General features: G+C 43.9%; 29 protein-coding genes. 18 read left to right on the top strand and 11 right to left on the bottom strand.

Annotated elements, in window-relative coordinates; all coding sequences use genetic code 11:
* The first annotated feature begins 1 nt into the window (after nt 1).
* From FBF61_RS16870 to FBF61_RS16860, 3 genes are all read left to right on the top strand, one after another.
* Nucleotides 2-1,654, top strand: coding sequence for a S41 family peptidase (locus FBF61_RS16870; RefSeq protein WP_138479345.1), 1,653 nt, complete (start codon nt 2-4; stop codon nt 1,652-1,654).
* 40 nt (nt 1,655-1,694) lie between these two features.
* Nucleotides 1,695-2,387, top strand: coding sequence for a tRNA (adenosine(37)-N6)-threonylcarbamoyltransferase complex dimerization subunit type 1 TsaB (gene tsaB, locus FBF61_RS16865; protein ID WP_138479343.1), 693 nt, complete (start codon nt 1,695-1,697; stop codon nt 2,385-2,387).
* Between the two features lie 75 nt (nt 2,388-2,462).
* Nucleotides 2,463-2,981, top strand: coding sequence for a DUF2480 family protein (locus tag FBF61_RS16860; RefSeq protein WP_138479341.1), 519 nt, complete (start codon nt 2,463-2,465; stop codon nt 2,979-2,981).
* Here the strand turns inward: FBF61_RS16860 and rnhB are convergent.
* The 4 genes from rnhB to FBF61_RS16840 are packed head-to-tail and all read right to left on the bottom strand — an operon-like array spanning nt 2,960 to nt 6,480.
* Nucleotides 2,960-3,589: a ribonuclease HII gene (rnhB, locus tag FBF61_RS16855; protein ID WP_138479339.1), complete on the bottom strand. Its 630-nt coding sequence runs from the start codon at nt 3,587-3,589 to the stop codon at nt 2,960-2,962. The two genes, FBF61_RS16860 and rnhB, sit on opposite strands and share 22 nt — an antisense overlap.
* Nucleotides 3,589-4,608, bottom strand: a complete 1,020-nt coding sequence (locus FBF61_RS16850) for a VWA domain-containing protein (protein WP_138479337.1) — start codon at nt 4,606-4,608, stop codon at nt 3,589-3,591. The genes rnhB and FBF61_RS16850 overlap by 1 nt, the downstream gene beginning before the upstream one ends.
* Nucleotides 4,609-4,610: 2 nt before the next feature.
* Nucleotides 4,611-5,588, bottom strand: coding sequence for a hypothetical protein (locus FBF61_RS16845; protein ID WP_229215093.1), 978 nt, complete (start codon nt 5,586-5,588; stop codon nt 4,611-4,613).
* A 1-nt stretch (nt 5,589) separates the two neighbouring features.
* On the bottom strand, nt 5,590-6,480 hold the full coding sequence (locus FBF61_RS16840) for a DUF58 domain-containing protein (RefSeq protein ID WP_138479335.1): 891 nt from the start codon (nt 6,478-6,480) through the stop codon (nt 5,590-5,592).
* 69 nt (nt 6,481-6,549) lie between these two features.
* Between FBF61_RS16840 and FBF61_RS16835 the strand changes: the two genes are divergently transcribed.
* Nucleotides 6,550-6,924 carry a DUF4296 domain-containing protein gene (locus FBF61_RS16835; RefSeq protein WP_229215138.1) on the top strand — a complete coding sequence of 125 codons (375 nt, stop codon included), beginning with the start codon at nt 6,550-6,552 and terminating at the stop codon, nt 6,922-6,924.
* Nucleotides 6,925-6,974: 50 nt separating this feature from the next.
* Nucleotides 6,975-7,712 (top strand): polyprenol monophosphomannose synthase, encoded by a 738-nt coding sequence (locus FBF61_RS16830; RefSeq protein WP_138479333.1) that lies wholly within the window; start codon nt 6,975-6,977, stop codon nt 7,710-7,712.
* Here FBF61_RS16830 and FBF61_RS16825 read toward each other — a convergent pair.
* Nucleotides 7,702-8,895, bottom strand: a complete 1,194-nt coding sequence (locus tag FBF61_RS16825) for a M20 metallopeptidase family protein (RefSeq protein WP_138479331.1) — start codon at nt 8,893-8,895, stop codon at nt 7,702-7,704. The two genes, FBF61_RS16830 and FBF61_RS16825, sit on opposite strands and share 11 nt — an antisense overlap.
* A gap of 191 nt (nt 8,896-9,086) precedes the next feature.
* Between FBF61_RS16825 and FBF61_RS16820 the strand changes: the two genes are divergently transcribed.
* The 5 genes from FBF61_RS16820 (at nt 9,087) to FBF61_RS16800 (ending at nt 13,621) form a co-directional block, all read left to right on the top strand.
* Nucleotides 9,087-9,968 carry a class I SAM-dependent methyltransferase gene (locus tag FBF61_RS16820; protein WP_138479328.1) on the top strand — a complete coding sequence of 294 codons (882 nt, stop codon included), beginning with the start codon at nt 9,087-9,089 and terminating at the stop codon, nt 9,966-9,968.
* A 40-nt stretch (nt 9,969-10,008) separates the two neighbouring features.
* Entirely contained in the window at nt 10,009-10,944 is a 936-nt protein-coding gene (locus FBF61_RS16815) for a glycoside hydrolase family protein (protein ID WP_138479325.1), read from the top strand.
* Nucleotides 10,945-11,106: 162 nt separating this feature from the next.
* Complete coding sequence (locus FBF61_RS16810; protein WP_138479323.1) at nt 11,107-11,925, top strand: phytanoyl-CoA dioxygenase family protein; 819 nt, start codon at nt 11,107-11,109, stop codon at nt 11,923-11,925.
* Nucleotides 11,926-11,988: 63 nt separating this feature from the next.
* On the top strand, nt 11,989-12,819 hold the full coding sequence (locus FBF61_RS16805; RefSeq protein WP_138479321.1) for a glycosyltransferase family 2 protein: 831 nt from the start codon (nt 11,989-11,991) through the stop codon (nt 12,817-12,819).
* A 37-nt stretch (nt 12,820-12,856) separates the two neighbouring features.
* Nucleotides 12,857-13,621 (top strand): glycosyltransferase family 2 protein, encoded by a 765-nt coding sequence (locus FBF61_RS16800; RefSeq protein WP_138479319.1) that lies wholly within the window; start codon nt 12,857-12,859, stop codon nt 13,619-13,621.
* Nucleotides 13,622-13,623: 2 nt separating this feature from the next.
* On the opposite strand, the gene FBF61_RS16795 is transcribed toward FBF61_RS16800, so the two are convergent.
* Genes FBF61_RS16795 through FBF61_RS16785 form a run of 3 tightly spaced genes read right to left on the bottom strand, consistent with a single transcriptional unit; the run spans nt 13,624 to nt 16,757 of the window.
* Nucleotides 13,624-14,073: a hypothetical protein gene (locus tag FBF61_RS16795; protein WP_138479317.1), complete on the bottom strand. Its 450-nt coding sequence runs from the start codon at nt 14,071-14,073 to the stop codon at nt 13,624-13,626.
* Nucleotides 14,074-15,234, bottom strand: coding sequence for a 1-deoxy-D-xylulose-5-phosphate reductoisomerase (locus FBF61_RS16790; RefSeq protein ID WP_138479315.1), 1,161 nt, complete (start codon nt 15,232-15,234; stop codon nt 14,074-14,076).
* Between the two features lie 20 nt (nt 15,235-15,254).
* Entirely contained in the window at nt 15,255-16,757 is a 1,503-nt protein-coding gene (locus tag FBF61_RS16785) for a GH3 auxin-responsive promoter family protein (protein ID WP_138479312.1), read from the bottom strand.
* 175 nt (nt 16,758-16,932) lie between these two features.
* On the opposite strand from FBF61_RS16785, the gene FBF61_RS16780 reads away from it, so the two are divergent.
* The 7 genes from FBF61_RS16780 to nadD all read left to right on the top strand — a co-directional run bounded on the left by FBF61_RS16780 (nt 16,933) and on the right by nadD (nt 21,785).
* Entirely contained in the window at nt 16,933-17,958 is a 1,026-nt protein-coding gene (locus tag FBF61_RS16780; RefSeq protein ID WP_019946014.1) for a rod shape-determining protein, read from the top strand.
* Nucleotides 17,959-18,064: 106 nt separating this feature from the next.
* Nucleotides 18,065-18,901, top strand: coding sequence for a rod shape-determining protein MreC (gene mreC / locus FBF61_RS16775; RefSeq protein ID WP_138479310.1), 837 nt, complete (start codon nt 18,065-18,067; stop codon nt 18,899-18,901).
* A gap of 32 nt (nt 18,902-18,933) precedes the next feature.
* On the top strand, nt 18,934-19,404 hold the full coding sequence (locus FBF61_RS16770; RefSeq protein ID WP_229215092.1) for a hypothetical protein: 471 nt from the start codon (nt 18,934-18,936) through the stop codon (nt 19,402-19,404).
* A 229-nt stretch (nt 19,405-19,633) separates the two neighbouring features.
* Nucleotides 19,634-20,233: a sigma-70 family RNA polymerase sigma factor gene (locus FBF61_RS16765; RefSeq protein WP_035360656.1), complete on the top strand. Its 600-nt coding sequence runs from the start codon at nt 19,634-19,636 to the stop codon at nt 20,231-20,233.
* Nucleotides 20,234-20,314: 81 nt separating this feature from the next.
* On the top strand, nt 20,315-20,605 hold the full coding sequence (locus FBF61_RS16760; protein WP_166444555.1) for a phosphohydrolase: 291 nt from the start codon (nt 20,315-20,317) through the stop codon (nt 20,603-20,605).
* 10 nt (nt 20,606-20,615) lie between these two features.
* On the top strand, nt 20,616-21,185 hold the full coding sequence (gene gmk, locus FBF61_RS16755) for a guanylate kinase (protein ID WP_138479306.1): 570 nt from the start codon (nt 20,616-20,618) through the stop codon (nt 21,183-21,185).
* A gap of 27 nt (nt 21,186-21,212) precedes the next feature.
* On the top strand, nt 21,213-21,785 hold the full coding sequence (nadD, locus tag FBF61_RS16750) for a nicotinate (nicotinamide) nucleotide adenylyltransferase (RefSeq protein ID WP_138479304.1): 573 nt from the start codon (nt 21,213-21,215) through the stop codon (nt 21,783-21,785).
* Here the strand turns inward: nadD and FBF61_RS16745 are convergent, their stop codons facing one another.
* Nucleotides 21,786-22,178, bottom strand: a complete 393-nt coding sequence (locus tag FBF61_RS16745; protein ID WP_229215091.1) for a hypothetical protein — start codon at nt 22,176-22,178, stop codon at nt 21,786-21,788.
* Nucleotides 22,179-22,390: 212 nt separating this feature from the next.
* Here FBF61_RS16745 and FBF61_RS16740 point away from each other — a divergent pair, with 212 nt between their 5' ends.
* Nucleotides 22,391-22,804 (top strand): nuclear transport factor 2 family protein, encoded by a 414-nt coding sequence (locus FBF61_RS16740; RefSeq protein ID WP_229215090.1) that lies wholly within the window; start codon nt 22,391-22,393, stop codon nt 22,802-22,804.
* Nucleotides 22,805-22,875: 71 nt separating this feature from the next.
* Here FBF61_RS16740 and FBF61_RS16735 read toward each other — a convergent pair whose 3' ends face one another.
* Together FBF61_RS16735 and FBF61_RS16730 are read right to left on the bottom strand one after the other, a co-directional pair.
* Nucleotides 22,876-23,805 carry a helix-turn-helix domain-containing protein gene (locus tag FBF61_RS16735; protein ID WP_138479300.1) on the bottom strand — a complete coding sequence of 310 codons (930 nt, stop codon included), beginning with the start codon at nt 23,803-23,805 and terminating at the stop codon, nt 22,876-22,878.
* 174 nt (nt 23,806-23,979) lie between these two features.
* Complete coding sequence (locus tag FBF61_RS16730) at nt 23,980-25,119, bottom strand: acyl-CoA dehydrogenase (protein ID WP_138480447.1); 1,140 nt, start codon at nt 25,117-25,119, stop codon at nt 23,980-23,982.
* Between the last annotated feature and the right edge of the window lie 40 nt (nt 25,120-25,159).

The following is a 25,159-nucleotide window of genomic DNA, read 5'->3' as shown; positions in this document are numbered from 1 at the left end:
GATGAAAAAGTATATTCGCTCCATCTGGCTGTCCATCCCTGTCATTGCCGGCCTGCTGTTCGTCTCTTTCCGACAAGACGACCGCCTGTTTGAAATAGCCCGTAACCTTGATATTTATGCCACGCTGTTTAAGGAATTAAATGCATATTATGTAGACGAGATCAATCCGAACCAGTTGATCAAGACCAGCATTGACAATATGCTCCGTTCCCTGGACCCTTACACCGTGTACTATGCCGAGGACGACATTGAGGATTATATGACCATGACCACCGGGAAGTATAATGGTATCGGCGCAATGATCAATTCCTCAGAAGGCAAGCATACCGTGATGATGGTTTATGAGGATACGCCGGCGCAAAAAGCAGGATTACAGCTTGGAGATGAAATAACAAAAATCAACGGAATTGATCTTTCAACACGCGAAGATTTCGATACCGGAAAACTGCTTAAGGGCCAGACTCAGACCAGTGTTACCCTGACCGTGAAGCGTTACGGCATTACCAAGCCGCTGGAAATTACCCTCAACAGGGATATTGTAAAGGTTACCAATGTTCCTTATTATGGTATGATCAGCGAGGATGTGGGTTACATTGACCTCAAAGACTTTACTGCAACTGCTTCCCGGGAAGTACGAAATGCGTTCCAGGAGTTGAAAGGCAAAGGAATGAAATATGTGATCCTTGACCTGCGCGATAATCCTGGCGGTTTGTTGAACATGGCTATTGAAATTTCTAACATTTTTATTCCAAAAGGAGAAGAAATCGTATCAACGAAAGGTAAAGTAAGCGAGTGGAACAAAACCTACACTGCTTACAATCCTGCAATGGACACTGAAATACCTGTGGTGGTTTTGACCAATAACCGCAGTGCATCGGCAGCAGAAATCGTTTCAGGTGTTATCCAGGACTACGACAGAGGAGTTTTGATCGGGCAGCGTACTTATGGAAAAGGCCTTGTACAAACAACCCGTGACCTTTCTTTCAATACAAAAATGAAGATCACGACTGCCAAATATTACATTCCGAGCGGAAGATGTATCCAGGCAATTGATTACAGCCATCGCAATGAAGACGGGAGTGTGGGTAAAATTTCCGATTCATTGATGACGGAATTCAAAACACATAACGGCCGGTCTGTTTTTGATGGGGGCGGCATTCTTCCGGATATCCTGACTGATAAGGAAAATTATTCACCCCTGGCTACTTCCCTGGGACGAAACAGGTTATTTTTTGATTATAGCGTAAAGTATCATTTTGAACATCCGACGATAAAGCCCGCAAAAGAATTTCATTTAAGCGATTCGGAATATTCCGCTTTTGTAAAATGGCTGGGTGACAAAGAATACGATTATACAACACAGGTAGAAAGAGATTTAAACAATCTTGAAGCATCTGCCAAGAAAGAAAAGTCTCTGGAAGTAATTGAGGATCAGATTAAAGCGCTAAAATCCAAACTGACGCACAGCAAGGATAATGATCTTCAGATTTTCAAGCCGGAGATCAAGCAAATCCTGGAAGAAGAGATTATCAAGCATTACTACCTCGAAAAAGGGATGCGGGAAGCTTCATTTAACGAGGACCCTGAGGTAAAGGCTGCACTGGCCCTGTTCAAAGAACCCGCCCGCTACAACGAAATTTTAAAAAAGAAATAAATTTACAAGTCCGTCACAGTAACGACGGACTTTCTTATTTATGCTCATTTTAAGTATTGATACCTCAACCCGGGGCTGTTCAGTTTCAGTGCACACGGATTCCGGGATGCTTGCAGGCTACGATCTCTACACGGACCGATCGTCCTCGGCCATGCTTACTACACTTATCAAAACCTCGATAGAACACGCAGGATATGCGTTGTCAGATATTGACGCAATAGCCATTGCAAAAGGACCGGGTTCATATACGGGTTTACGTGTTGGAGTTTCTACCGCGAAAGGGCTTTGTTATGCCTTGGACAAACCTTTGATCGCCATTAATACACTTGAGGCAATGTCCTTACAAATCAATCCGTTTTTCAACGGACATTTACTTTGTCCGATGATCGATGCCCGGAGAATGGAAGTGTACGCTGCTGTTTTTGATGATCGGAATGCATTTGTCTGGCCTACACAGGCCATTATCATGAAAGAAGATTCTTTCACAGATCTGCTAAAAGATAATAAAATCGTATTTTTTGGTGACGGAGCAGCCAAATGCAAGCCTTTACTGGCAGATCACCCCAATGCAGTTTTCCCCGATTCCGAAATTCGCCCGAGCGCCAAAACCGTGGGAGAACTTGCTGTCAATGCGTTTAGGAACAATCAATTTGAAAACGTATCTTCATTTGAGCCTTACTATCTCAAAGACTTTATGTCACCGCCTCCACGCAAGCAAAATTTAACCACTTGACGTTTTTATATGCAGATCGAAAACTAAACTGTCCTTTTTCAGTGTTGTCATGCAGGTGCAAATAACTTCATACTAATGGAAACAACACAGGAAATCGTAAATCGGGTAGCAACCAGCGGCATCGTTTCCCTGGATCTTGAGGAGCTTTATCACCCGGGAGAACGGCTGATTTACGATATAAAAGATAATTTATGGCAAGGCATGATCCTCCGTGAAAAAGATTTTAGGGAGTTTCTGAAAACTCATGACTGGAGTCAGTATCAAGGAAAGAATGTGGCGATCATCTGTTCAGAAGATGCCATTGTACCAACATGGGCCTATATGCTGCTGGCCGTTCACCTGGAACGTTATGCTAATGCTATTGTCTTCGGAGGACTTAATATGCTGGAAGACAAGCTGTTTTCGGACGCTATTCATAAAATTAACCTGGAAGAATTTCGGGATAAGCGGGTTGTCGTGAAAGGATGCAGCAAGGTTCCGGTACCTGTTTCAGCTTACGTTGAAATCACCCGCCTGCTTAAACCGATCGTCCAGAGTCTGATGTTTGGAGAACCGTGCAGCACCGTGCCGCTTTACAAGAAACCCAAATCCTGAGTTTCTGCCTCCTCCGCAGACTGAAGATCTTCTTTTAACAGCTTAAAAGTCATCCGGTGGTAGCTGCATGGCCCGTGCAGGCCAATTGCTTTGCGGTGATGAATGGTCGGATATCCGACATTATGCTCCCAGCCATAGTGAGGAAACTGGCTTGACAATCTGCTCATGAGCTCGTCACGGTAATTTTTTGCGAGAACAGAAGCCGCCGCAATGGAAAGATAGTGCGCGTCACCCTTGATGATGCAGGTATGCGGGATCATAGGATAAGGTGTGAAACGGTTTCCGTCCACTAACAAATGCTCCGGTTTCATCCTGAGCTTATCTACAGCCCGGTGCATGGCCAGAAAGCTGGCTTTGAGAATATTGATTTTATCAATTTCAGAATTATCTACTTCGGCGACCGCCCATGATAGGGATTCTCTGATGATTTCACGCTCCAGCTCCTGCCTTTGCAGCTTGCTCAGCTGTTTTGAATCATTCAGGAACGAATGCCGGTAGTCCCGCGGTAATATGACCGCTGCTGCGACAACCGGTCCCGCAAGACATCCTCTTCCCACTTCGTCCAGTCCGGCTTCAATAGCATTAAGGTTATAATATGATTTAAGCATTAGTCTTCTAAAATATTAGCCATAAATGTACTTTTCGTTCCGATTGCAATAAGCAGGAAAAATACCGCCCAATAAAGGTAAATCCGGTAAAAATCGCTCACATCCCGTGACAATACATCTCTGGATTTTACCTTTTCAAGTTGATCTATTTGTTTGAACACACTTTCAAGTGCATTATTATCCGATGCACGAAAATACTTACCATTCCCCAATCCGGCGATATTTTTAAGCTCACCTTCGTCCACCAGTGCACTGGAAATACTGATTGTATCTGTTTTTGAGACGACCTTGGGCCGTCCGACTGAAATCGTATAAACCTTAACTCCAAACGCATTGGCAAGCTGAGCAGATGTTGTAGGGCCTAAATTACCAGAGGTATTATCTCCGTCACTGATCAGTATCGCTACTTTGCTTTCGCCATCGGTTTCCCGCATACGGTTTACCGCTACCGCGATCGCACTGCCGATGGCGGTGCCGGCCGTCGGGATCATGCTTGGATTGATTTCATTTAGGAAGCCGTAAAGAAGCTCATAATCCGTAGTAAGCGGGCAAAGAGACACTGCTTCTCCTGCAAAAATAATCAAGCCTATCCGATCCTGCAGTCTGCCTTTGATAAACTGTCGTGCCACCTTTTTTGCCGCTTCAAGACGGTTTGGATTGAGATCTTTTTCCATCATCGAGTCAGAAATATCGAGCAACAGCATGATATCAATTCCTTCGGAAAACCGATCTGTGCGTTCTGATATAATCTGAGGGCGGGCCAATGCAACCAAAATCAGACAAATACCAAGGCCGACAGCTATCGGCTGCACGAAACGTAACAATGTGAGTAAATCAGCAGTACCGCGTACCGGATTGTAGGTAATGACCAGCCTTTGCTTGTGCTTCCTGTGCAGTGCATTACGTATCCAAAACAACAACGGTACAAAAGGCAACAAATATAAAAAGTAGGGATACACCCATTCATATGACTTCAGCACATCATATCCGAACCACTTTAAAGAAAACCATTTTTCCATATTCAGTTCATAGGGCTGTCGAGAATATACTTTCTTTTACTTCTGTAAATCTTGGTAGCACCGGTTTTCAGCACCTCCAGCGAAACATCCATTTTATTCGATTTAACCTGACCATAAATGATCCCGTCCATATTTTTCAATGCCTCGGCTAACGCTTCGTCCGGCATATTATCCACGATTTCCCGTGTAGTGTAAGTCGCAAAAGGTTTCTTTTCCAGCCTTTCCAGGTAATTTTTCCAGACAATGATCGCTTTTTCCGCATCCTTGATATTATTCCGGTCGCGGGCATTACGCATGAGCCGATTGAATGACCGGATATATTCGAGGTGCCTGCGCTGCAATTTGATCAACTGCCATTGCTTGTATATATCCTGGCCAAAAACCCAATAGATACTTCCCACGCCGCCAATGATCAGCGCGATGGTCCCTATCATGACAGAGAAATTGAATTCTGTGCTAAGTGGCAGCAAGCCGGTTTCAGCCTGTAAAATAGATTCCTTTCCAACACCCAGGATGTTGCTTTTGACCAAAAAAACCGAATCCGGAGCTGTAAAAACCGCAGTACAATCCTTTTTCCCAAATACATAAACCGGCATTTTTAGCGACTGGACCGGAGATACATCGAAGGATACCAGATGATAAACTGCGCTGTCCAAACTGCCTTTTTCGTCAGTACGGGAAACAAAGTTTTTTTGTGAAATTATCTCAAAGGGCGAAAAATCAAAGGATGAATCCGGGAAGAATATCTCTTTACCGGGCTTATGCAGGTAGCTCAATGAAAAGTAAAGAGGTTTCCCAACCTCAACGCTGTCGGTCAGGAAAACCCCTACTGGTTTAATATCCTGGCCAAGCCCTTTACCTGGTATGCAAATACCCAAGACCAACATTCCGAAAGCAAAAAGCCGCGGAAGATTCGAACAAAATTTTGCAATCCGGCTTAACCGGGAAAAACCATGTATAAATGCTGATATTGCTGCCATTTTATGAAGACGGTGTCCCACCTTTTGTGTAACGCCTGACTTTGAATAAATGGATGAGGGCAGGTACATAATCTTCCTGCGTGTTGATAGAAATATAGTCCGCCCGATTTTGATGACAGAGTTTCTGCAGTTCGGAACTTCTTTTCCCGAACCTGCTGGCCATTTCCTCTTTGTAGCGCCGGGATGAAGTGTTAACCCAAACCGTAGTCTGCTTTTCCGCATCAAAAAGCGGGATAATGCCAAGTCCGGGCAGATTTACCTCCCTGGAATCGTACAGGTGTATTACGATCAGATCGTGCTTTCTTGCGAGCGCTTTGAGGTTGTGATGGTAATTATTATCGATAAAATCAGAGATCAGAAAAATCAGGCTCCTCCGTTTCAGGACATTTAATGTAACTAAAATCGCATCCGCAATATTGGTTTTAGTAGACTCCGGCACCAGTTTGTAAAGTTCGGAAATTACGCTATATCCATGTTTCATGCCATCAGAAGGCCGGATGTACCGTTCGTTGCGGTCTGAAAAACAAAGGAGCCCGACCCGCGAAGCTTCCTGAATCGCAGATAGAGTGAGCACTCCGCAAATCTCCTTGGCAATATCGATTTTGAGCCGCTGCACTTCTCCTACCTGCTGGGATGCACTCACATCCAGCATGAAAAAAGCGGTCTGTTCTTTATCTTCTTTGAAAATCTTGATAAAAGTCCCGTGACCCTTGGCGGAAGTATTCCAGTCGATAGCTCTCACATCGTCGCCGTACTGGTAAAGCCGCAGATCATCAAACTCAAGACCTGATCCTTTGAAAACAGAGTGGAAGTTTCCGTGGCGTTCACTGGTAACCGCTTTTCGCATCCGGATTTCATACTTTCTAAGTTTTCCCAGAAATTGTTCGAACATAAGTTTTGCGAAAAAATTACCACCTTTGTTGTGCAGTGAATCTAAACAAAGATAGGCATTTTGAGAGTTATGATGCGTCCGGCCAAGAATTTCCTAAGCGGATTAATCCTTTTTCTGACTGTTACCGTGCAGTTTTCCGGCTGTGCAAATGAGGAAAAAGCTCCGAAAAATACGCTTTCACAGGATCAGATGGTTACAATTCTGACAGACATTCATCTGGCAGAAGCACGGGTAAACAAATTGCAGCTGAGATCACTTGATTCTTCCCTCATGATTTTCAACAAACTCAAGAGCGAGATCTGGAAAAAGCATAAAGTTGACACGCTCGCTTACAGGGAGAGTTATTCCTATTATATGACTCATCCACAGCAGATGACCCAGATTTATGAAAAAGTAAACAAGAAAATTGAGTTGAGAGAGAAAAGCAATAATATTAAGCTCTGAACCTTTGAATCCACTCTATATCACACTTTTAACCTTAACCTTTATTAATTGTGAATAGCAGTATTGTAGTCATCCCCACCTACAACGAGATTGAAAATGTTGAAGCCATAATACGAAAAGTATTTAGCCTGGAAAGCGCATTTGACGTATTGATCATTGATGACGGATCTCCCGATGGTACCGCTGCAGTGGTAAAAAAATTACTCCCTGAATTTGAAGGATCACTGCACCTTATCGAAAGAAAGGGCAAGCTTGGCCTTGGTACAGCCTATATCCATGGTTTCAAGTGGGCACTTGGCCGGGGCTATGAATATATTTTTGAAATGGACGCTGATTTTTCACACCCGCCGGAAGATCTCGTCCGGCTGCGCAGCGCATGTGCGGAAGGCGGCCATGATATGGCGATCGGCTCCCGGTACATTACTGGTGTAAATGTGGTTAACTGGCCCATTAACAGGGTATTGATGTCCTACTTCGCTGGTTACTACGTTCGGATGATCACCGGTATGAAAATCATGGACCCGACGGCAGGTTTCATCTGCTACACCAGCAAAGTTTTAAAGACCATCAATCTGGACAATGTACGTTTTATCGGATATGCCTTTCAAATTGAAATGAAATTCGATTCCTGGAAATACGGCTTTAATATTGTTGAAGTTCCGATCATCTTTACCGACCGTACAAAAGGTGCTTCCAAAATGTCACGTGGCATTTTCAAAGAAGCGATCTTTGGTGTGATCAGCCTGAAAGTCAATAGTTTTTTCAAGAGATATATCCCTAAGCATTGAGCTCGGCAATTGCGAGCCAGCTCATTAATCCGGTGGAAATTTCCAGTGAACTCTCATCTACGTCGAAAGTGGGGGTATGTACACCGGAGATAATCCCTCTTTCTTCGTTCCGGGTTCCCAGTCTGTAAAAACAGGAATCTACTACCTGAGAGTAAAAGGCAAAATCTTCCCCGGCCATCCAAAGGTCGAGATCAATGACATTTTCTGCCCCCATATATTCTGTGGCGGCTGATCTTGTCCGCCTGGTGAGTTCCGGGTGATTTTTGAGGAACGGATAACCTTTAACAATCTCAAAAACACAGCTTCCGCCCATTGCTTCTGCAATTCCTTCCGCCATTTTTTTCATTCTTTTTAAACCATCTTCCCGCCATTCTTCATCCATACAACGCCACGTTCCCTGAATGGTTACTTCATTCGGAATTACATTGGTAACGCCGTCTGCGATAAACCTGCCAAAAGAAAGTACCGCCGGATTGGCCGGATTGCGGTTTCTGCTGATGATTTGCTGCAAAGAAACAATGATATGCGAAGCGATCAGTACCGGGTCTATCAATTGATGGGGAGCCGCAGCGTGCCCGCCTCTTCCTTTCACTGTCAGATAAAGTTCATCGGTGCTGGCCATATACATCCCTTCACGGAAACCGATTTTGCCGACCGGAATATTAGGTGCCACGTGCTGGCCAACCATACTCGCAGGTCTTGGGTTTTCCAGTACGCCTTCCTTGATCATTAACGATGCTCCGCCGGGCGCCTTTTCCTCCGCAGGCTGAAAAACCAACTTCACAGTACCCTCAAATTCGTCTTTCAGCTGGTGCAGGATACGTGCCGTTCCCAATAGGGATGAGGTATGCACATCATGTCCGCAGGCATGCATCACACCGGGGAATTTGGATTTATATGGAACTTCGTTGGCTTCAAAAATAGGTAATGCATCCATATCAGCACGCAATCCCACCACTCTTTTGCCCGGATTTTTTCCCTCTATCAATGCTACTACCCCTGTTCCTGCAATGCCTTCTTCGGGCCGAAGCCCTATTGCCGTAAGCTCAGCTGCTACATATTTGGCGGTTTTAAACTCTTCAAATGAAAGTTCAGGGTTAATGTGCAGATGACGACGGTGAGCAATGATATCTTCCGACTGATCCTTAGCGAGTGCTTTTATCTTTTCTTGCAGCTGAGACATGTGGTGGAAATCGTTCTTTTCAGATGATAATGAATACAATTTCTCCAAAGGTACAAAGAAATAAGTGGCGCCAAACAGCCAAATCACAAAGACAATATCCCCGTGCTTCGTCCAAGAAGGCACTATGCATTGAATGTTGTTATCAGGAAAAAAGGTAATTTTGACCAGATAAATCAATCAGCAAAGCACAAATGAATCAAAAGGAATTTTTAGAATCGTTGGTTTGCCCGCTTACAGGAACCGCACTAACATTAGCAGAAGATGGCAAGTCACTTGTCAGCGAAGACGGCACTATTTACAACATCGGCGATACCGGGATTGTTAATATGCTTTATCCCAAAGAATTACTTCCGGAAGATGCCCGTGAACAATATTTGTACGACCAGGCATTCCTTCGTTACGACAGAGGTGTTTCCTGGGTCTTCGAAACCCTGAACCATTCTGATGAAGCTGCAACCCGACGTTTTTTCATTGACCTGATGGAGTTGAAAGCTGGCATGAAGGCGCTTGAAGTAGGGGCAGGCACAGGCAAAGATTCTGCTTTGATTCTGGATAAAGTGCGCCCCGGCGGAACTGCAGTTCTTTCTGATTTATCTCCCAATATGCTTAAGCTTGCGCAGGAAAAGCTTTCCATTGAAGATGTGAATGTTCATTACTTCCTTGGAAACGGCTCTTACCTTCCTTTTCCTGATGATACCTTTGATGCTGTCTTCCATTTTGGCGGAATCAATACCTTTTCCGAACGCAAAAGGGCTTTTAATGAACTGACCCGGGTTGTTAAGCCGGGCGGAAAAGTGGTGGTCGGGGACGAAAGTGTGGCCCCATGGCTTCGGAACACACCTACTTATGCTACTTTGTTAAAGGCGAACCCGCTTTTCCGTGCGGAGGTTCCTATCGAAGACGTGCCGGCCAATATCGAGAATTTCAAACTGCATTATGTTTTTGGCAATGCATTTTATGTGATGGAATACCGGGTTACTGCCAAAGCTCCCGAAGTGGATATAGACCTGCCGATACCTGGCAAGGATTTCGTGGATACCTGGCGTTTACGGGCTGAAAAAGCAGTAGACTAGGTATTTGTTTCACAGTTTTTTAAGATTTAACAGTTGATCCATGTGGGTTAAAAAAGGAGTTATATATAAGCCAGACGGAAGTTTGCCGCACAGCCTTTCTCATGCGCAGGTTCCGTTTGCATACAAGCATAAAGATTTTCTTCGTATCTATTTTTCTTCACGCGATGCCAGCGGCCAGTCTAGGCCAACGTTTCTGGACGTGGATTACGACGATCCCAAAAAGATACTTTACATACACGACAAGCCCGTTCTGGAACTCGGCGGGCCGGGTGAATATGACGAAACGGGCGCTATGCCTTCCTGGTTTGTGGATATGCCCAACGGTGATATCTGGCTCTATTACACCGGCTGGAACCGTACCTGGAATTCTTACCGGCTTTCGATGGGACTGGCGGTTAGCCACGATGGAGGATTGTCCTTCAAAAAAATGTTTGTCGGCCCAATTATGGACCGCAGCATCCAGAACCCGCTCTGGGCTGCGCAGCCTTCGGTTATCCGGGAGGAAGACGGAACCTGGCGCATGTGGTACATTTCAGGCCACAAATGCGAATACATTCACGACTATCCCGAACCTTATTACCGCGGACAATCGGCAACTTCAAAAGACGGAATTCATTGGGAGATCAGCGATATTCCTACCCTCGATTTCGACGATTTTTTACATGCAGTCGGTCGGCCAAGTGTTTTCAAGGAAAATGGGATTTACAAGATGTATTATTCCTACCGTCATACAAGAGACTACCGCACCGACCGCAACCAAAGCTACCGTTTGGGTTATGCAGAGTCGGTAGACGGTACGAACTGGGAGCGGAAAGATAATCTGGTAGGTATTGCAAAATCAGAAAATCCGGAAGATTTTGACTACGAGATGATCGATTATGCCAATTATTACGAACACAACGGGAAAAAATATTTGCTCTATAACGGTAACGGGTTCGGTGCTGCCGGATTTGCCTATGCAGTTTGGGAAGATTAATGTTCCGATACAGACTGCTTAAAGTCATTATTTTTATATCAAAAGAACTTTAAATTTGAGAATCAATCGTTTACAAATTCAATCTCAGCAGACTATCGATTACCTGGCATGAAATTGAAATTTTAACCTCTTTAATTTAAACATCACAAATGTGATCCAACAATGAGCACGCTACAAGAGCAATTTAACAGGGACGGTTATATTCTTTTAAAAAATTTCCTCGATAAGGAAGTAGTCAATCATATTTATACGGAAGCGCGGAAGATCTTCGCAGTTCAAATCAGGCATGTGACGGGAAAATCTGTCGATATCGATGACCGCGACGCATTTGAAAACGCGATGTTCGAATTTTTCGAGAAGGATTTTAATGCTTTTGTCAATACCGGAAAAACCGTGCAGCATGCTTTTTCATTGCACCGTCTGGGACTTGATCCGAAAATCGAAAATCTGCTGAAAGAAGTTGGTTTATCGAATCCTATTATTGGTGCTCGTGCTGCTATGCAGTTTAACAGCCGCTTTTTATCCAAAGATGGCAGCAAGCACTGGAAACTGGACGCGCACCAGGACTGGCGCACAGGTCAGGGCTCCCTGGACAGTGCGGTGATCTGGTTCCCGATGGTCGATGCAGGAGCTGACATAGGTGCTTTGCAGGTGATTCCGGGCAGTCATAAAACCGGATTGCAGGCGTCTTCTACGTCGGGCTATCAGGGCGGAATTACCACTACATTAAAGGAAGAGGACTTTGTCCAGACAGAATTTCAGGTGGGCGATATTCTTATTTTCTCTGCCTTTTTGATACACCAATCCGGCAACAACATTACCCGTAATATCCGCTGGTCGGTACAGCTGAGGTATAACAACCTGGACGAACCGACCTTTATAGAAAGAGGTTACCCGATGGCCTATATTTACAAACCCGAAACGGAACTGGTAACGCCGGATTTCCCTACGGTTGCGCAGCTGAATGAAGTTTTTAGTTAAATTTTTGATATAGACCTTTTAACAACCTTGGTTTCTGACAGGAGATCAAGGTTATTTTTTATTATGAAAGTATCCGTCTGTGTACCCGCTTATAATCATGAAAAATATATTGCTCAGATGCTCGACGGTGCACTGATGCAGCAGACCAATTTTCCATTCGAAATTGTGATCGGCGACGATGCTTCCACTGACAATACGCAGGCGATTATCCGGGAATATGTTGCAACAAACCCTGGACGAATCCGTGCATATCTGCACGAAGAAAATCTCGGACCAAAGGAACCCAGGGAATTTGCGGGCCGCAACAATGTGCTTTCTCTTCTGAAAGCCTGCAAAGGTGAATACGTTGCGATGTGCGAGGGCGATGACTATTGGACGGATCCTTTCAAACTTCAGAAACAGGTCGATTTTCTGGACGCAAATCCTGACTTTGCCATCTGTCATCATAATATGGAGGTTATTTACGAGGATGGATCTGCCAGCCATTTTTTCAATAACCCAGATCAAAAATTAACTTCCACCATTGAAGATCTGCTGGAAGACAGCTGGTTTATGGCAACCGCGAGCTGGCTTTACCGCAATTATTTTTTGACAAATGACTTCGCAGACTGGCATGCAAATGCAGCCGCTGGCGACTGGGCGATTATGATACAGCTGGCTGCGCGCGGAAAAATCGGATACCTGCCGGAAACTATGGGCGTTTACAGAAAACATAGCGCGGGATTGAGCAATGTGCACGCGGTGACTAATATATCGTTTTTGGAGAACAGAAAACAGATGTTTGAAAACGTGGACAAATGGCTTGAAAACAGATATCATGGGACAATCTCAAAGACATTGGCCAAATACGATGATCAACTCTCGCAATTGGAAAAAATTGGCAGATCGAATTAATAATCTTTAATTTGTACTGTTTAACATTTTTCATAATATGAAGCTAAGCGTTGTAATACCAGCCTATAACGAGGAGGAATCGATTACCCATACTCTCACATCTCTACACGCTACATTAAATAAATACAATATCCCTCACGAAATCTGTGTTACAAACGATAATTCAAAAGACGGCACACTGAGGGTACTGGATGAACTTTCGCTACAAATTCCAACATTGGTTTATTATACCAATCCCGGCCCAAATGGATTTGGTTACGCGGTAAGATACGGATTGGAGCGGTTTAAAGGAGATTGTGTCGCCGTTTTTATGGCCGATATGTCCGACGATCCGGAAGATCTGGTGAAGTATTATTTCAAAATGGTGGATGGCGACTATGACTGCGTTTTTGGCTCACGGTGGGAAAAAGGAGGTAAGGTAATCGACTATCCTGCTTTGAAAAAAGTCATCAACAGAGTTGCCAATTTCATAGTACGTATTGTGATGGGCATCAAATACAATGATACTACGAATGCTTTCAAACTGTATAAAAGGGAAACCATAGATGGCATCAAACCGTTTCTGGCCCCGCATTTCAATCTTACTATTGAGTTGCCTCTCAAAGCTATGGTGCGTGGTTATAATTATGCGGTCGTTCCCAATAGCTGGACCAACCGCAAATACGGGGAGTCGAAGCTGAAAATCAAAGAGATGGGCAGCAGGTACTTTTTTATATTAATGTACTGCCTCATTGAAAAATACTTCTCGCAAGGTGATTTTATGAAAAAAGACCTGGCCCCGAAGAAAGAAGTCAGCCGGTGAGATCAGCGGATCCATTCCTGGATAAACGTCATTTTGTGGGCAATGTAAGAAATCGCCAGCCCCCATATCAGCGCGCTCGCCGACATCCATAAGAAAATCGAGGGCCGCGGAACACGAAATGCAACCGCCAGAATAGGTCCGAACAGAGGGGTAAACAAAGGTGGTGTGAGAAAAGCTATTCCTATGATCCCGAATTTCTTCCAGATGTTAACCGCGATCCGGTTGGTCTTACTGAATTTTTTGGGCGGCGATTTTCGATATTTTTTAATCAGCGCCTGAACCCCTCCTCCTACATAAGTAAGCAATAACACACTGAACATCATCCCCACAGCCGAGCATAGAGCAGTTTCAAGCCAGGTAAGTTTAAGGATCACGCCGGTTATCGGTCCTCCGAAAAATTTAAGCGTACTGGCAAGCGCTACGGACAAGTATTTTAGCAAAGTGGTTTTCATTTAAACTTTTACCTGGATCATTTCAGAAGCAAAACGCCTTGTCGCCTCATTTGTTTGAACATAGTCGGAGTAAGTAGGGTTTCCGATATACTCGATTTTGGCAAGGCTTTCCACAATGACGTCAGATATGCCAAGAAAGCCGATTTTATCCTGAAGAAAAGCTTCGACGGCGATTTCATTGGCAGCATTCACGATACATGCGGCATTTCCGCCTTTTTCCAAAACCTGGTAGGCGATAGCAAGGTTTTGAAATGTATCCAGATCAGGTTTCTCAAAAGTAAGGGAAGGGTAGTCAATAAAATTAAACCTTGGGAAAGAAGATTTAAGCCGGAAAGGATAATGCATGGCATACTGGATCGGCAACTTCATATCAGGCAGGCCCATTTGTGCTTTAATGCTTCCGTCCTCAAACTGTACCAGCGAATGAACGATACTTTGGGGATGAACGATCACATCAATCTGCTCCGCCCGCAGATCAAAGAGCCATTTCGCCTCTATCACCTCCAGACCTTTATTCATCAAGGTAGCGGAATCGATCGTGATTTTAGCGCCCATGCTCCAGTTGGGATGCTTCAGCGCCTGCTGCTTGGTAACGTCCGCCAGAAAGGCCCTGTCTTTTCCCCGGAAAGGCCCGCCGGAAGCGGTAAGGATAATTTTTTCAATAGGGTTATCCCCCTCACCAGCCAGGCACTGGAAGATCGCCGAGTGCTCAGAATCAACGGGATATATATTAACCTCGTGTTGTTTGGCAAGACTGGTGATCAATTCGCCTGCCACAACAAGTGTTTCCTTGTTTGCCAGCGCAATGTCCTTTCCCGCCTTAATTGCATGAATAGTCGGCAGTAGCCCCGCATAGCCTACCATCGCAGTAAGCACCATGTCAATGTCCTCTGCTTCAACAACCGAAACCAGTGCTGAATCTCCTGAATAAACTTGAATGGAATAGGAAGACAGGGCAGCATCGACTTTATCAAAAAGCTTTTCATTGCCGATAACCACTTCTTTCGGTCGGAATTGAATAGCCTGTTGAATTAACAAATCCGCATTGTCACGGGCAGTAAGCACTGCCACGCCAAAAATATCTGGATTCGCATCAATCACTTCGAGCGCCTGTGTGCCGATGGAGCCTGTTGATCCTAAAATTGCTATTCTTTTCTTCATACTGTTCTCAAATCAGCCAGCTAGGACTTATTAATTTTGATTAGCTCATCGGCAATCTTGCGGTCGTTGGACAGCCTGGGGACTTTGTTCTGGCCACCCAGTTTTCCATTGGCTCTCATGTAGTCGATAAAAGCATTTTTTCTTAACGGAACCAGTTCCAGGCGACGCAGGATGTTTCCTTTGATCAAATCTTTATAATAGATATTGAGCTCTGTGAGCCGGTCGTCGATATCCTGGATAAACCGGTCGTTATCCCGGGGTGGGTTTCCAAATTCCACCAGCCATTCATGATAAGGAAGTCCGCCCTGATCCGAATTTACCATTGGCGCAACCGTAAATTCCGTCACCTCTACTTCCGGGTGGCGTTCCATAGCATAACGCAGCGCATTTTCTATTTCCTCTCCGATTACGTGCTCTCCGAAAGCAGAAATAAAATGCTTGATCCTGCCCGTTACAAGGATTCTGTATGGATTGGTAGAAACGAACTTAATCGTATCTCCGAGGGAGTAACCCCACAATCCGGCGTTGTTGTTAACGATCACAGCATAATTACGTCCAACCTCTACTTCTCCGATTGATAGTCTCCTGGGATTTTCATCAAAAAAATGCTCTATTGGAATAAATTCATAAAAAATGCCGGTATTCAGCAACAGCAGCATCCCTTCTTCTTTCTGAGAATCCTGGTACGCAAAAAAGCCCTCGGAAGCAGGGTACAATTCAATGGAATCGATACGCTTTCCGATAGATTCAAAAAGCTTGGCGCGGTAAGGTTCGAAGTTTACCCCGCCATATATAAACAAAGAAAAATCAGGAAAAACGTCTTTGATCTTCTTCCCGGTCCGTTCCGTGATTTTATCAAAATACATCTGAACCCAGGGAGGGATTCCCGAGATCAGGGACATCGGCTGATCGAGCGTCTCATCAATGATTTTATCCAGCTTTGTTTCCCAGTCTTCAATGCAATTGGTCTCATAGCTCGGCATCTGGTTCGCACGCAGATACGCAGGAACATGATGATTGGAAATACCTGACAGCCGCCCTGTCAGTACCCCGCCGGTTTCTGTCAGTACCGGGCTGCCGGAAAGAAAAATCAGTTTTTTATCCAGAAATCCGGACTTGCCAGTCTCGGCAACATAGCTGAGAATAGCGTTCCGGGCCGAATCGATGTGATTTGAAATAGAATCCGTTGAAATAGGAATGTATTTGGTGCCGGATGTCGTACCTGACGTTTTGGCAAAATAGAGCGGTTTTCCAGGCCAGAGAATATCGTTTTCCCCTGTTTTTATCCGGGCAATATATTCTTTCAGGTCTTCATAGTCACTGACCGGAACAGCCTCCTTAAAATCATCATAGGAATGTATGTCCCTGAAAAAGTGGTCTTTACCGAACTGGGTGTTTTCGGCTTTTTTCACCAGCTTTTTCATCCATTTATGCTGCACTTCAATGCTGCGCGCAATCCAATCCTGCTGTTGTTTTATAATGAACAGAGCCAACGGCTCACTTAGAAGTGATCTGATTCCCATAGTAAAAACAAATGTACACAGGTTTTATAAATTACATTCCAAACATACCCTCCTGAGCTATTTTTGGCATTCATGTAACCCATTTGCTAAATTTTTTAAATGCCTTTGTTTGTGGGTAATTATCTGTAATTTTGCCAACCTGAAATCAAAGTGAGCGAAAATTTTAATAAAATATATGGGATTGTTTGATTTTTTGACTAGCGATATAGCGATAGATTTGGGCACGGCCAATACTCTCATCATCCATAAAGATACAGTAGTTGTTGATGAACCTTCGATTATCGCCATGGACAAAACCACTGGTAAGGTACTTGCGATTGGTCACACAGCTATGCAAATGCACGAGAAAACCAATGAAAATATCAAAACAATCCGGCCTTTAAAAGATGGTGTAATTGCTGACTTTACAGCGGCGGAAATGATGATCCGCGGGATGATCAAAATGATCGATACCGGAAGCCGTTTTTTCACACCATCCCACCGCATGGTGGTTTGTATTCCGTCGGGTATTACAGAGGTTGAAAAGCGTGCGGTAAAAGATTCATGTGAGCATGCCGGGGCAAAGGAGGTTTATATGGTACACGAACCCATAGCCGCAGCAATTGGGATCGGTATAGATATTACCCAGCCAAATGGTGTCATGATCGTCGATATTGGCGGGGGTACCACTGAAATCGCTGTCATTGCACTATCCGGAATTGTCTGCGAACAATCTGTCCGTATTGCCGGTGATGTTTTTACAAGAGACATAGTAGACTATATGCGGCGTGAACATAACCTTTTGATTGGTGAGCGTTCGGCCGAATTGATAAAAATGGCAATCGGCTCAGCTTCTCCTGAACTGGAAATTCCCCTTGACGACTACCAGATCCGCGGACGGGATCTTATGACAGGTATCCCGAAAGAAATCCGTGTGACATACAGTGAGATTGCCTATTCGCTGGATAAATCCATTTCAAAAATCGAAGAAGGCGTCATGAAAGCACTGGAAATCTCCCCTCCTGAACTTTCGGCGGATATTTTTAAGAACGGTATTTACCTTACTGGCGGCGGGGCCCTGATCCATGGTCTGGACAGACGTATCGCTCAAAAAACCAAATTGCCGGTACACATCGCCGATGATCCTCTAAAGGCTGTTGTGAAAGGAACCGGCGAAGTCCTTAAAAATCTTGAATTATACAAGCCCGTACTGATTTCGTAGTATTGGATCGTTCACAGTTCATCAATTAGCGCGCGGCGCCCGAAAAAATTTTATATTTTTGCGCATCGTGCGCCGGTTGATGAACTGCGTGTGAACATTTAAGCCCATGCTCCAACTCGTTGATTTCGCTGTCCGGAATCGTTTCTTTTTGGTATTTGTCCTGCTGGAAGTGCTCAGTGTCTGGCTGATCGTGCGTAGCAATTCTTATTGGGGAGCTACCTATTTCAATACCTCCAACTATTATATTGCAAAAACGCTGTCACTATCAAATTCTGCCAGGGCCTACACAAAGCTTGACGAAATTAATGCTGATCTGGCGACTGAAAATGCCAGGCTCCACGCATTGGTCACGTCTCTGAGCCAGAGCAAACCAGTAAATGCCCCCGCAGGTTATGTTCCCGACTCCTTGTTCGCTTCCCGTTTTACTTACCAGGTGGCCAAGGTAGTTGATAACGAGACCAACAAAGCCAATAACGTTTTAACCATCGACAAGGGAACGGCAGATGGTGTCAAACCTGGCATGGGCGTTATTTCGGCGACAGGTGTCGTGGGGAAAGTCCGATTCTGCTCGGAAAATTATTCCGTCATCACCTCCATTCTGCATTCGCAGTTTATGGTATCTACCAAATTGATCAGGAGTAAGGAAATCGGGTATGCCAAATGGTCAGGCAAAGATCCCAATTTCATCGATCTGATAGACGTATCCAAGTATACAAAGGTTTTCAAAGGTGATTCCGCTGTCACTTCTGATCAGAACTCTGTGTTCCCTCCGGGAATCATGGTCGGAAAAGTTGAAAGTGTGACCGTACATCCAAATCAGACTTTTTACAACATAGTACTGGGCCTCGCCACTGATTTCAGAAACCTGTCATATGTTTATGTGGTACAAAATCAACAACTTGGGGAGCAGGAAAATCTTAAATCACGTGTAGAAGAACGTTAATGAGTTTACGCGAAGCCATACAATACTTCTTAATGATTCTGCTGTATCTTTTTCTGCAGATATTCTTCATGCGAAACATGGTGCTGTTCAACTATGCGTTCTGTTTCATTTACATTGCTGCCATCCTTCTCCTACCTGCGGACATGGACAGAATGTACCTGCTGCTAATCGGGTTCGCAATTGGGTTCACGGTAGACGTTTTTTCCAATACTTTCGGAATGCATGCCTCTGCCACCGTGCTGATTGCCTATTTACGTCCCTTTTTAATCGAGTACCAGATGAAGTCGCGCGGAGCAGAGCGGGCGGAGGTTGGCATTCGCGCGCAGGGGCTCGGCGCATTTATCTCCTATATCGTTCCGCTGATCCTACTGCACCACAGCATGTTGTTCCTGATGGAAATGAATAATTTTGGGATGATTCTTTACACATTGATCCGGATCGGGGCAAGTACCCTTTTAACTACCCTTCTCATTATCCTGCTGGAACTTTTTTCCAGGCGCTAACATGACATTTTGACGCGAATAGTTTGTGGCTCGAAATTTGATGTTGATACATATAAATTAATAGAAAGCTCTTCCGATTTTGGGCATCGCCCGGAAAAAATTACCGGTTCCGCGACTATTTAGCTTTATCTTGAAATAATGGCTGTTAAGTAGCTTCAAATGGCCATTCATCAAATTTTAATTTGTACGATTTGGAGCTGTTGTTAATCTTTGTAAATTCAGCATTCCTATGTTAGTTGCCATGTCAGAAACGCTCACGACTAATGAATACACGGATGATCTTCGTTATGAAGTATTTAACCGTGAATTCATGCCACACATTGATTCCATGTATAATTTCGCTTTTCGTCTTACAATGGATGAAGACGATGCAAATGACTTGGTTCAGGATACATATTTAAAGGCATTCCGTTTTATTTCTTCTTTTGAGCAAGGTACGAATGCCAAAGCGTGGCTTTTCCGTATTCTTAAAAACAGCTTCATCAACGACTACCGCAAGAAAAGCAAAGAACCTTCGAAGGTAGATTATCAGGAAGTTGAAACAACATACAATTCCGAAGAGGCTTCCGATACGACGTATACAGTTGATCTAAGGGCGGACGCAGTACAAGAGCTGATCGGTGACGAGGTAGCCAATGCATTAAATGCCTTGCCAGTTGATTTCCGGACGGTCATTATTTTGTGTGATATTGAAGGGTTCACTTACGAAGAAATGGCAAAAATTCTGGATATTCCTATCGGTACTGTCCGGTCCAGATTACACCGCGCACGTAACTTATTGAAAGAAAAATTAAAGAGCTATGCAAGTTCAATGGGATATGATTCATAGGTTGTGAAACTTTTTTTGCAACCTATGTGGTTATAGCATACAACTGTACATATTCCAATATTCTATTTTTCATTGTTGATAATGAATGCATCTCTTACGACGCCTTCCATGCCAGAAGAAGCGCAAAAACCAATTATGAAGCACAACTGCGAGCATCGTGCTGAATGCATGAAAATCATCCAGGCTATTTTGGATGATGAAGCCACAGAGGCTGAAAAAGACCATTTCCGTGAAAACATGGATAAGTGTATTCCATGCATCGAATCGTACCGGCTTGAAAAATGCATCAAAGATTCCCTTACTTTAAAAATTGAAAAGAAACCCTGCCCGCAGAGTATTTTAGATACTATTATTAAAAAAATCAACAGTTAATTCTGTTCTTGTGAAAGGTAAGCTTATAATATTTTCTGCCCCTTCCGGTTCCGGAAAAACAACAATAGTAAGGCATCTCTTAAAAAAATATCCGGCTCTTTTAGCCTTTTCGGTTTCTGCGTCCACACGGGAGCGGAGGGAACATGAAATCGATGGAAAAGACTATTACTTCCTGCCGAAAAAGGAGTTCAGGGAGCGTATAGCAAATAATGAATTTGCAGAATGGGAGGAGGTCTATGCCGGCAACTACTACGGTACCTTCAAAACCGAAATTGAACGTTTATGGAATGAAGGCAAAACCGTTCTCTTTGATGTTGATGTCAAAGGAGGTTTAAAATTAAAAGAAATCTACCGCGAGAATGCACTGGCTGTTTTCGTCAAGGTTTCATCAGAAGCTGAAATCATCAGAAGACTGAGCGAAAGAGGCACTGAAACTGAAAAATCACTGCAAACACGTCTGGGTAAAGTGAGATATGAACTTAGTTTCGAGGACAAATTTGATGTCGTTCTTGTTAATGATAACCTTGAAGAAACATTAAAAAAAGCGGAGAAATTGGCAATGGAATTTATTGAGTCCTGACCATCCTCTGCCGTCAATTGCCTCTCCATGAAAATCGGCCTCTTTTTCGGATCCTTTAATCCCATACATATTGGCCACCTGATTATCGCCAATACCATGGCAACAGCTACCGATCTTGAACAGGTCTGGTTTGTTGTCAGCCCACAAAATCCTTTCAAAAAAAACAGCAGCTTATTACACGAATTTGACCGTTACGATCTGGTTCAGCGGGCCATTGCCGACAATTCTGTTTTGAAGGTCACAGACGTGGAATTTCACATGCCCAAGCCCAGTTATACCATTGACACACTGGTTCGGATTCAGGAGAAATTCCCACAGCATGAATTTAAGCTGATCATGGGTGAAGACAACCTGTCGCAATTCACCAACTGGAAAAACCACGACAAGATTCTGGAATATACCGGCTTATATGTTTATCCCCGTCCGAATTCCAAAAACCATTCTTTTAAAGATCACCCGGCAGTAAAGTTTATCGATGCCCCGCTGCTCGACATATCCGCCACTTTTTTGAGAAGCTGTTTAAAAGATGGAAGATCCATACGTTATCTGGTACCGGAAGCTGTGGAGCAGCTGATCAGGATCAAAAAATTTTATATCTGATCACAGCGGGCGCGTCTGGTAAGTTATTTCCGATAACAGCCCCACCGCGTTGAATTTCAGGACTACTTTCGCAGCTTCCGACTTCGACATGATATTCTCACATTGCGGGCCTTTTTCAAAAAAATATACATAATATTTAAGATTTCTCTCTCCGAGTTGATGTATGTCAGGTCGCCCCAAAATTTCGCCGATGTCGTCAATAAACTTTCCCTTCAACTGTTCTTCTACCGCTTTAAATTCATTTTGAATACCCATACGCTCATTTTTACATCCTCCACGGTCGCCTCGCCATTTTTGCAGATCCAGGTTTCCAATTTTATCAGGGGCAGTGGAACATGCAGCAAAGCCAAGAATCATCACGGCAAGGCATATCCGGAAATAAGAAGTTTTCATTATTAAACTTGTAGTAATATCTGTCAAAAGAAAAGACGAATCTAAGCATATAATCGTATGCGTTAAAAATGTTTTTGCCTTCGTCAAATCTTAATATGAGGTCTCACAGGTCACGATTTAATAATTTTGCGGTTATTGCTGATAATTATACCTTCGTTTTCATACTTCAAAAATCTGATAGCCTAGAATTTATGAAATCTGCATTATTATCAATGATTTTACTTTTCGCTGCCTTTGCAGTGAAAGCCCAGGACAATGCGGTTCAGCCAATGGACGGGACCGAATGCTCCAACCTTTTTTTTAAAGCCCTGCTGGAAGAAGACAGTAATGTGTTAAGCAACTTACTTGCTAACGATTTTACGGTTGTCAGCTTCCAGGGCCAGACGGTCGATGGAGGCCAGTTACATCAAGCGGTGGCAGAAGGGCATATAGTGATAGAGTCCGGAATGCTTTCAGGGGCGCGTACACGCACATATGGTGACGTGGCTGTGGTCACCGGTCAGTGGAGTGCAAAAGGCAGAATCGAAAATAACGGTTTTCAGGGTGAGTTGTCCTACATGACAGTCTGCGTGAAATCCGGCGGAAGATGGAAGGTTTCGGCCGTTCAGTTCACACCGATTCAGTAGCCGGAAAAACTATAAAATGAAAAAGAGAAGCTATCGGCTTCTCTTTTTCATTTTATAGCAGGTTAATTATCCTATACATTCATCAATGACTCGCGGCGACGCATTTTTCCGGCCGGGATCCCGAACATCATTTTGAAACGACGGCAGAAGTAGGCAGTATCCTTGTAGCCAACATCAGAACCGATGGCACGGATGCTCTTTTTAGAAGTACGAAGCAGATCCACTGCCTTTTCCATTCTTTGGTATTCGATATAATCCTGTGGATTGATTCCAGTAAGCATTTTGAAATACTGACCGACGTAGTCCTCTGAAACATTCGCAACGTTTGCCAGAACCTTGTTGGAAAGATCTCCTCCCAGATTGTCTTTGATATAAGCAAAAATATCGATCAGACGGGGATCCTTGAAATAAGTACTGTTGGTAACAAGCTGCTCAACGAACAATTTGTTTTTAAGAATATAGCGGATGATTTCGATAACGACTTCTTCCGTTTTTATTTTAATGATACGTCCTTTTCCAGGCGTATCCAGCATATCCTCTGTAAGGATCTGATTGATCGTGATCGCAATCTGATCGTCTCTCTTGATCAGGAACGGCGGAACATCCAGGGATGTAAAGAAATTTACCGTATCAAAAACTTTGGCTTCAAAAGAAATCAAACCAAATGAATTAGGCAATTTCCCGATCAGGGCAGGATCATGTCCAGCTTCAATGTAGTTATCGCGATTCGTCATGAACTCCTCGTTGGATACTGTTTTGGCAGTTACCGTATTTCCGTAAGTAACTGTCGCATGTTTTCCACCGGGGATAAAGAGCATATCGCCTTCCTCAACCTTTTGCGATTCTTCCGAACCGAAAGAAACCTCTCCATCGTACAAAATGGTCAGTGAATTTTGTACGTCATAGAAATTCTTGATTGTAATCGGTTGTAAAATCCGGATATGCCTTGCCTTAACGAATTTTACCCCAAGTGACTCAATAATCTTATTATAGTCTTCCATACTTGATATATATTTAAGGGCTCTTTTTGCCGTTTATTCAATTTTTGTACAAATCTAATAAATTGTACAAAACTAATACAAGTATAGATTGACAAAAAAATGAAAAAAAGTGATATTTTAATATGATTTTAGTCCAACATTTGGAATAAAATCATCTTCACAGCCTGAAACGAATCATTTCAGGAGCTCCCGGGCAATAACAAGTTTTTGTATTTCTGAGGTACCCTCGTAAATCTGGGTAATTTTAGCATCTCTCATCATGCGTTCAACATGATATTCTTTCACATAACCATAGCCCCCGTGGATCTGTACGGCCTCTGTTGTAACCCACATAGCTACATCGGACGCATATAATTTTGCCATTGCGGCAGCCTGTATATAATCTTTTCCGGCATCTTTTAACCGTGCCGCTTTGTAGACAAGAAGCCGGGCAGCTTCGATTTTAGTAGCCATTTCTGCCAGCTTAAACTGAATTGCCTGATGCTCGCTGATCGGTTTGCCAAATGTCTTTCTTTCCTTGGAATATTTCAAGGATAGCTCATAGGCGCCTGTCGCAATACCCAGTGCCTGTGCAGCGATTCCTATGCGGCCCCCGTTCAGCGTAGTCATTGCAAATTTAAACCCGGAACCGTCGTCTCCGATCCTGTTTTCCTTTGGAACCTTCACGTCGGAGAACATCAGTGTATTTGTATCAGAGGCTCTTATGCCCATTTTGTCTTCTTTTTTACCTACACTGAACCCTTCCCAGCCTTTTTCTACGATAAAAACATTAATGCCTTTATGCTTCTTGTCCGGGTAAGTCTGCGCAACCACCAGGCATACCGAAGAGCTACTGCCGCTTGTGATCCAGTTTTTTGTTCCGTTGATCAAATAATGATCGCCTTTATCCTCCGCCAAAGTATGCTGGGAAGTAGCATCCGATCCTGCCTCCGGTTCTGACAAACAAAATGCCCCGATCATTTGCCCGGTCGCAAGGCTGGGCAGATATTTTTGTTTCTGAGCATCACTTCCATAGTGCTGCAGCCCCCAGCATACGAGTGAATTATTGACGGACATCAACACGCCGGCAGACGCATCTATTTTCGATATCTCTTCCATCGCTATCACATACGAAAGTGTGTCCATTCCGCCGCCTCCATATTGGGGGTCAATCATCATTCCCAGAAAACCAAGATCTCCCATTTTACGGATCAGCCCCGGATCAAAACTCTGCGCGGTATCCCTTTCTATTACCCCTGGAAGAAGTTCATTTTGAGCAAAATCTCTGGCGGCCGCCATCACTGCAAGGTGTTCCTCACTGAGATTAAAATCCATTCCGTTGAGTTCAGCATTGTAAGGCATATTGTTAACTAAT

This window comes from Dyadobacter bucti, assembly GCF_005869225.1.
Classification (GTDB): Bacteria; Bacteroidota; Bacteroidia; order Cytophagales; family Spirosomataceae; genus Dyadobacter; species Dyadobacter bucti.
This window is presented reverse-complemented; position numbering and strand designations above follow the sequence as displayed.

Excerpts from the sequence above, each read along its gene's own strand:
- FBF61_RS16870 (WP_138479345.1), top strand. The coding sequence starts at position 2 with ATGAAAAAGTATATTCGCTCCATCTGGCTGTCCATCCCTGTCATTGCC.
- tsaB (WP_138479343.1), top strand. The coding sequence starts at position 1,695 with ATGCTCATTTTAAGTATTGATACCTCAACCCGGGGCTGTTCAGTTTCA.
- FBF61_RS16860 (WP_138479341.1), top strand. The coding sequence starts at position 2,463 with ATGGAAACAACACAGGAAATCGTAAATCGGGTAGCAACCAGCGGCATC.
- rnhB (WP_138479339.1), bottom strand. The coding sequence starts at position 3,589 with ATGCTTAAATCATATTATAACCTTAATGCTATTGAAGCCGGACTGGAC.
- FBF61_RS16850 (WP_138479337.1), bottom strand. The coding sequence starts at position 4,608 with ATGGAAAAATGGTTTTCTTTAAAGTGGTTCGGATATGATGTGCTGAAG.
- FBF61_RS16845 (WP_229215093.1), bottom strand. The coding sequence starts at position 5,588 with ATGGCAGCAATATCAGCATTTATACATGGTTTTTCCCGGTTAAGCCGG.
- FBF61_RS16840 (WP_138479335.1), bottom strand. The coding sequence starts at position 6,480 with ATGTTCGAACAATTTCTGGGAAAACTTAGAAAGTATGAAATCCGGATG.
- FBF61_RS16835 (WP_229215138.1), top strand. The coding sequence starts at position 6,550 with ATGATGCGTCCGGCCAAGAATTTCCTAAGCGGATTAATCCTTTTTCTG.
- FBF61_RS16825 (WP_138479331.1), bottom strand. The coding sequence starts at position 8,895 with ATGTCTCAGCTGCAAGAAAAGATAAAAGCACTCGCTAAGGATCAGTCG.
- FBF61_RS16820 (WP_138479328.1), top strand. The coding sequence starts at position 9,087 with ATGAATCAAAAGGAATTTTTAGAATCGTTGGTTTGCCCGCTTACAGGA.
- FBF61_RS16815 (WP_138479325.1), top strand. The coding sequence starts at position 10,009 with ATGTGGGTTAAAAAAGGAGTTATATATAAGCCAGACGGAAGTTTGCCG.
- FBF61_RS16810 (WP_138479323.1), top strand. The coding sequence starts at position 11,107 with ATGAGCACGCTACAAGAGCAATTTAACAGGGACGGTTATATTCTTTTA.
- FBF61_RS16805 (WP_138479321.1), top strand. The coding sequence starts at position 11,989 with ATGAAAGTATCCGTCTGTGTACCCGCTTATAATCATGAAAAATATATT.
- FBF61_RS16800 (WP_138479319.1), top strand. The coding sequence starts at position 12,857 with ATGAAGCTAAGCGTTGTAATACCAGCCTATAACGAGGAGGAATCGATT.
- FBF61_RS16795 (WP_138479317.1), bottom strand. The coding sequence starts at position 14,073 with ATGAAAACCACTTTGCTAAAATACTTGTCCGTAGCGCTTGCCAGTACG.
- FBF61_RS16790 (WP_138479315.1), bottom strand. The coding sequence starts at position 15,234 with ATGAAGAAAAGAATAGCAATTTTAGGATCAACAGGCTCCATCGGCACA.
- FBF61_RS16785 (WP_138479312.1), bottom strand. The coding sequence starts at position 16,757 with ATGGGAATCAGATCACTTCTAAGTGAGCCGTTGGCTCTGTTCATTATA.
- FBF61_RS16780 (WP_019946014.1), top strand. The coding sequence starts at position 16,933 with ATGGGATTGTTTGATTTTTTGACTAGCGATATAGCGATAGATTTGGGC.
- mreC (WP_138479310.1), top strand. The coding sequence starts at position 18,065 with ATGCTCCAACTCGTTGATTTCGCTGTCCGGAATCGTTTCTTTTTGGTA.
- FBF61_RS16770 (WP_229215092.1), top strand. The coding sequence starts at position 18,934 with ATGATTCTGCTGTATCTTTTTCTGCAGATATTCTTCATGCGAAACATG.
- FBF61_RS16765 (WP_035360656.1), top strand. The coding sequence starts at position 19,634 with ATGTTAGTTGCCATGTCAGAAACGCTCACGACTAATGAATACACGGAT.
- FBF61_RS16760 (WP_166444555.1), top strand. The coding sequence starts at position 20,315 with ATGAATGCATCTCTTACGACGCCTTCCATGCCAGAAGAAGCGCAAAAA.
- nadD (WP_138479304.1), top strand. The coding sequence starts at position 21,213 with ATGAAAATCGGCCTCTTTTTCGGATCCTTTAATCCCATACATATTGGC.
- FBF61_RS16745 (WP_229215091.1), bottom strand. The coding sequence starts at position 22,178 with ATGAAAACTTCTTATTTCCGGATATGCCTTGCCGTGATGATTCTTGGC.
- FBF61_RS16740 (WP_229215090.1), top strand. The coding sequence starts at position 22,391 with ATGATTTTACTTTTCGCTGCCTTTGCAGTGAAAGCCCAGGACAATGCG.
- FBF61_RS16735 (WP_138479300.1), bottom strand. The coding sequence starts at position 23,805 with ATGGAAGACTATAATAAGATTATTGAGTCACTTGGGGTAAAATTCGTT.
- FBF61_RS16730 (WP_138480447.1), bottom strand. The coding sequence starts at position 25,119 with ATGGATTTTAATCTCAGTGAGGAACACCTTGCAGTGATGGCGGCCGCC.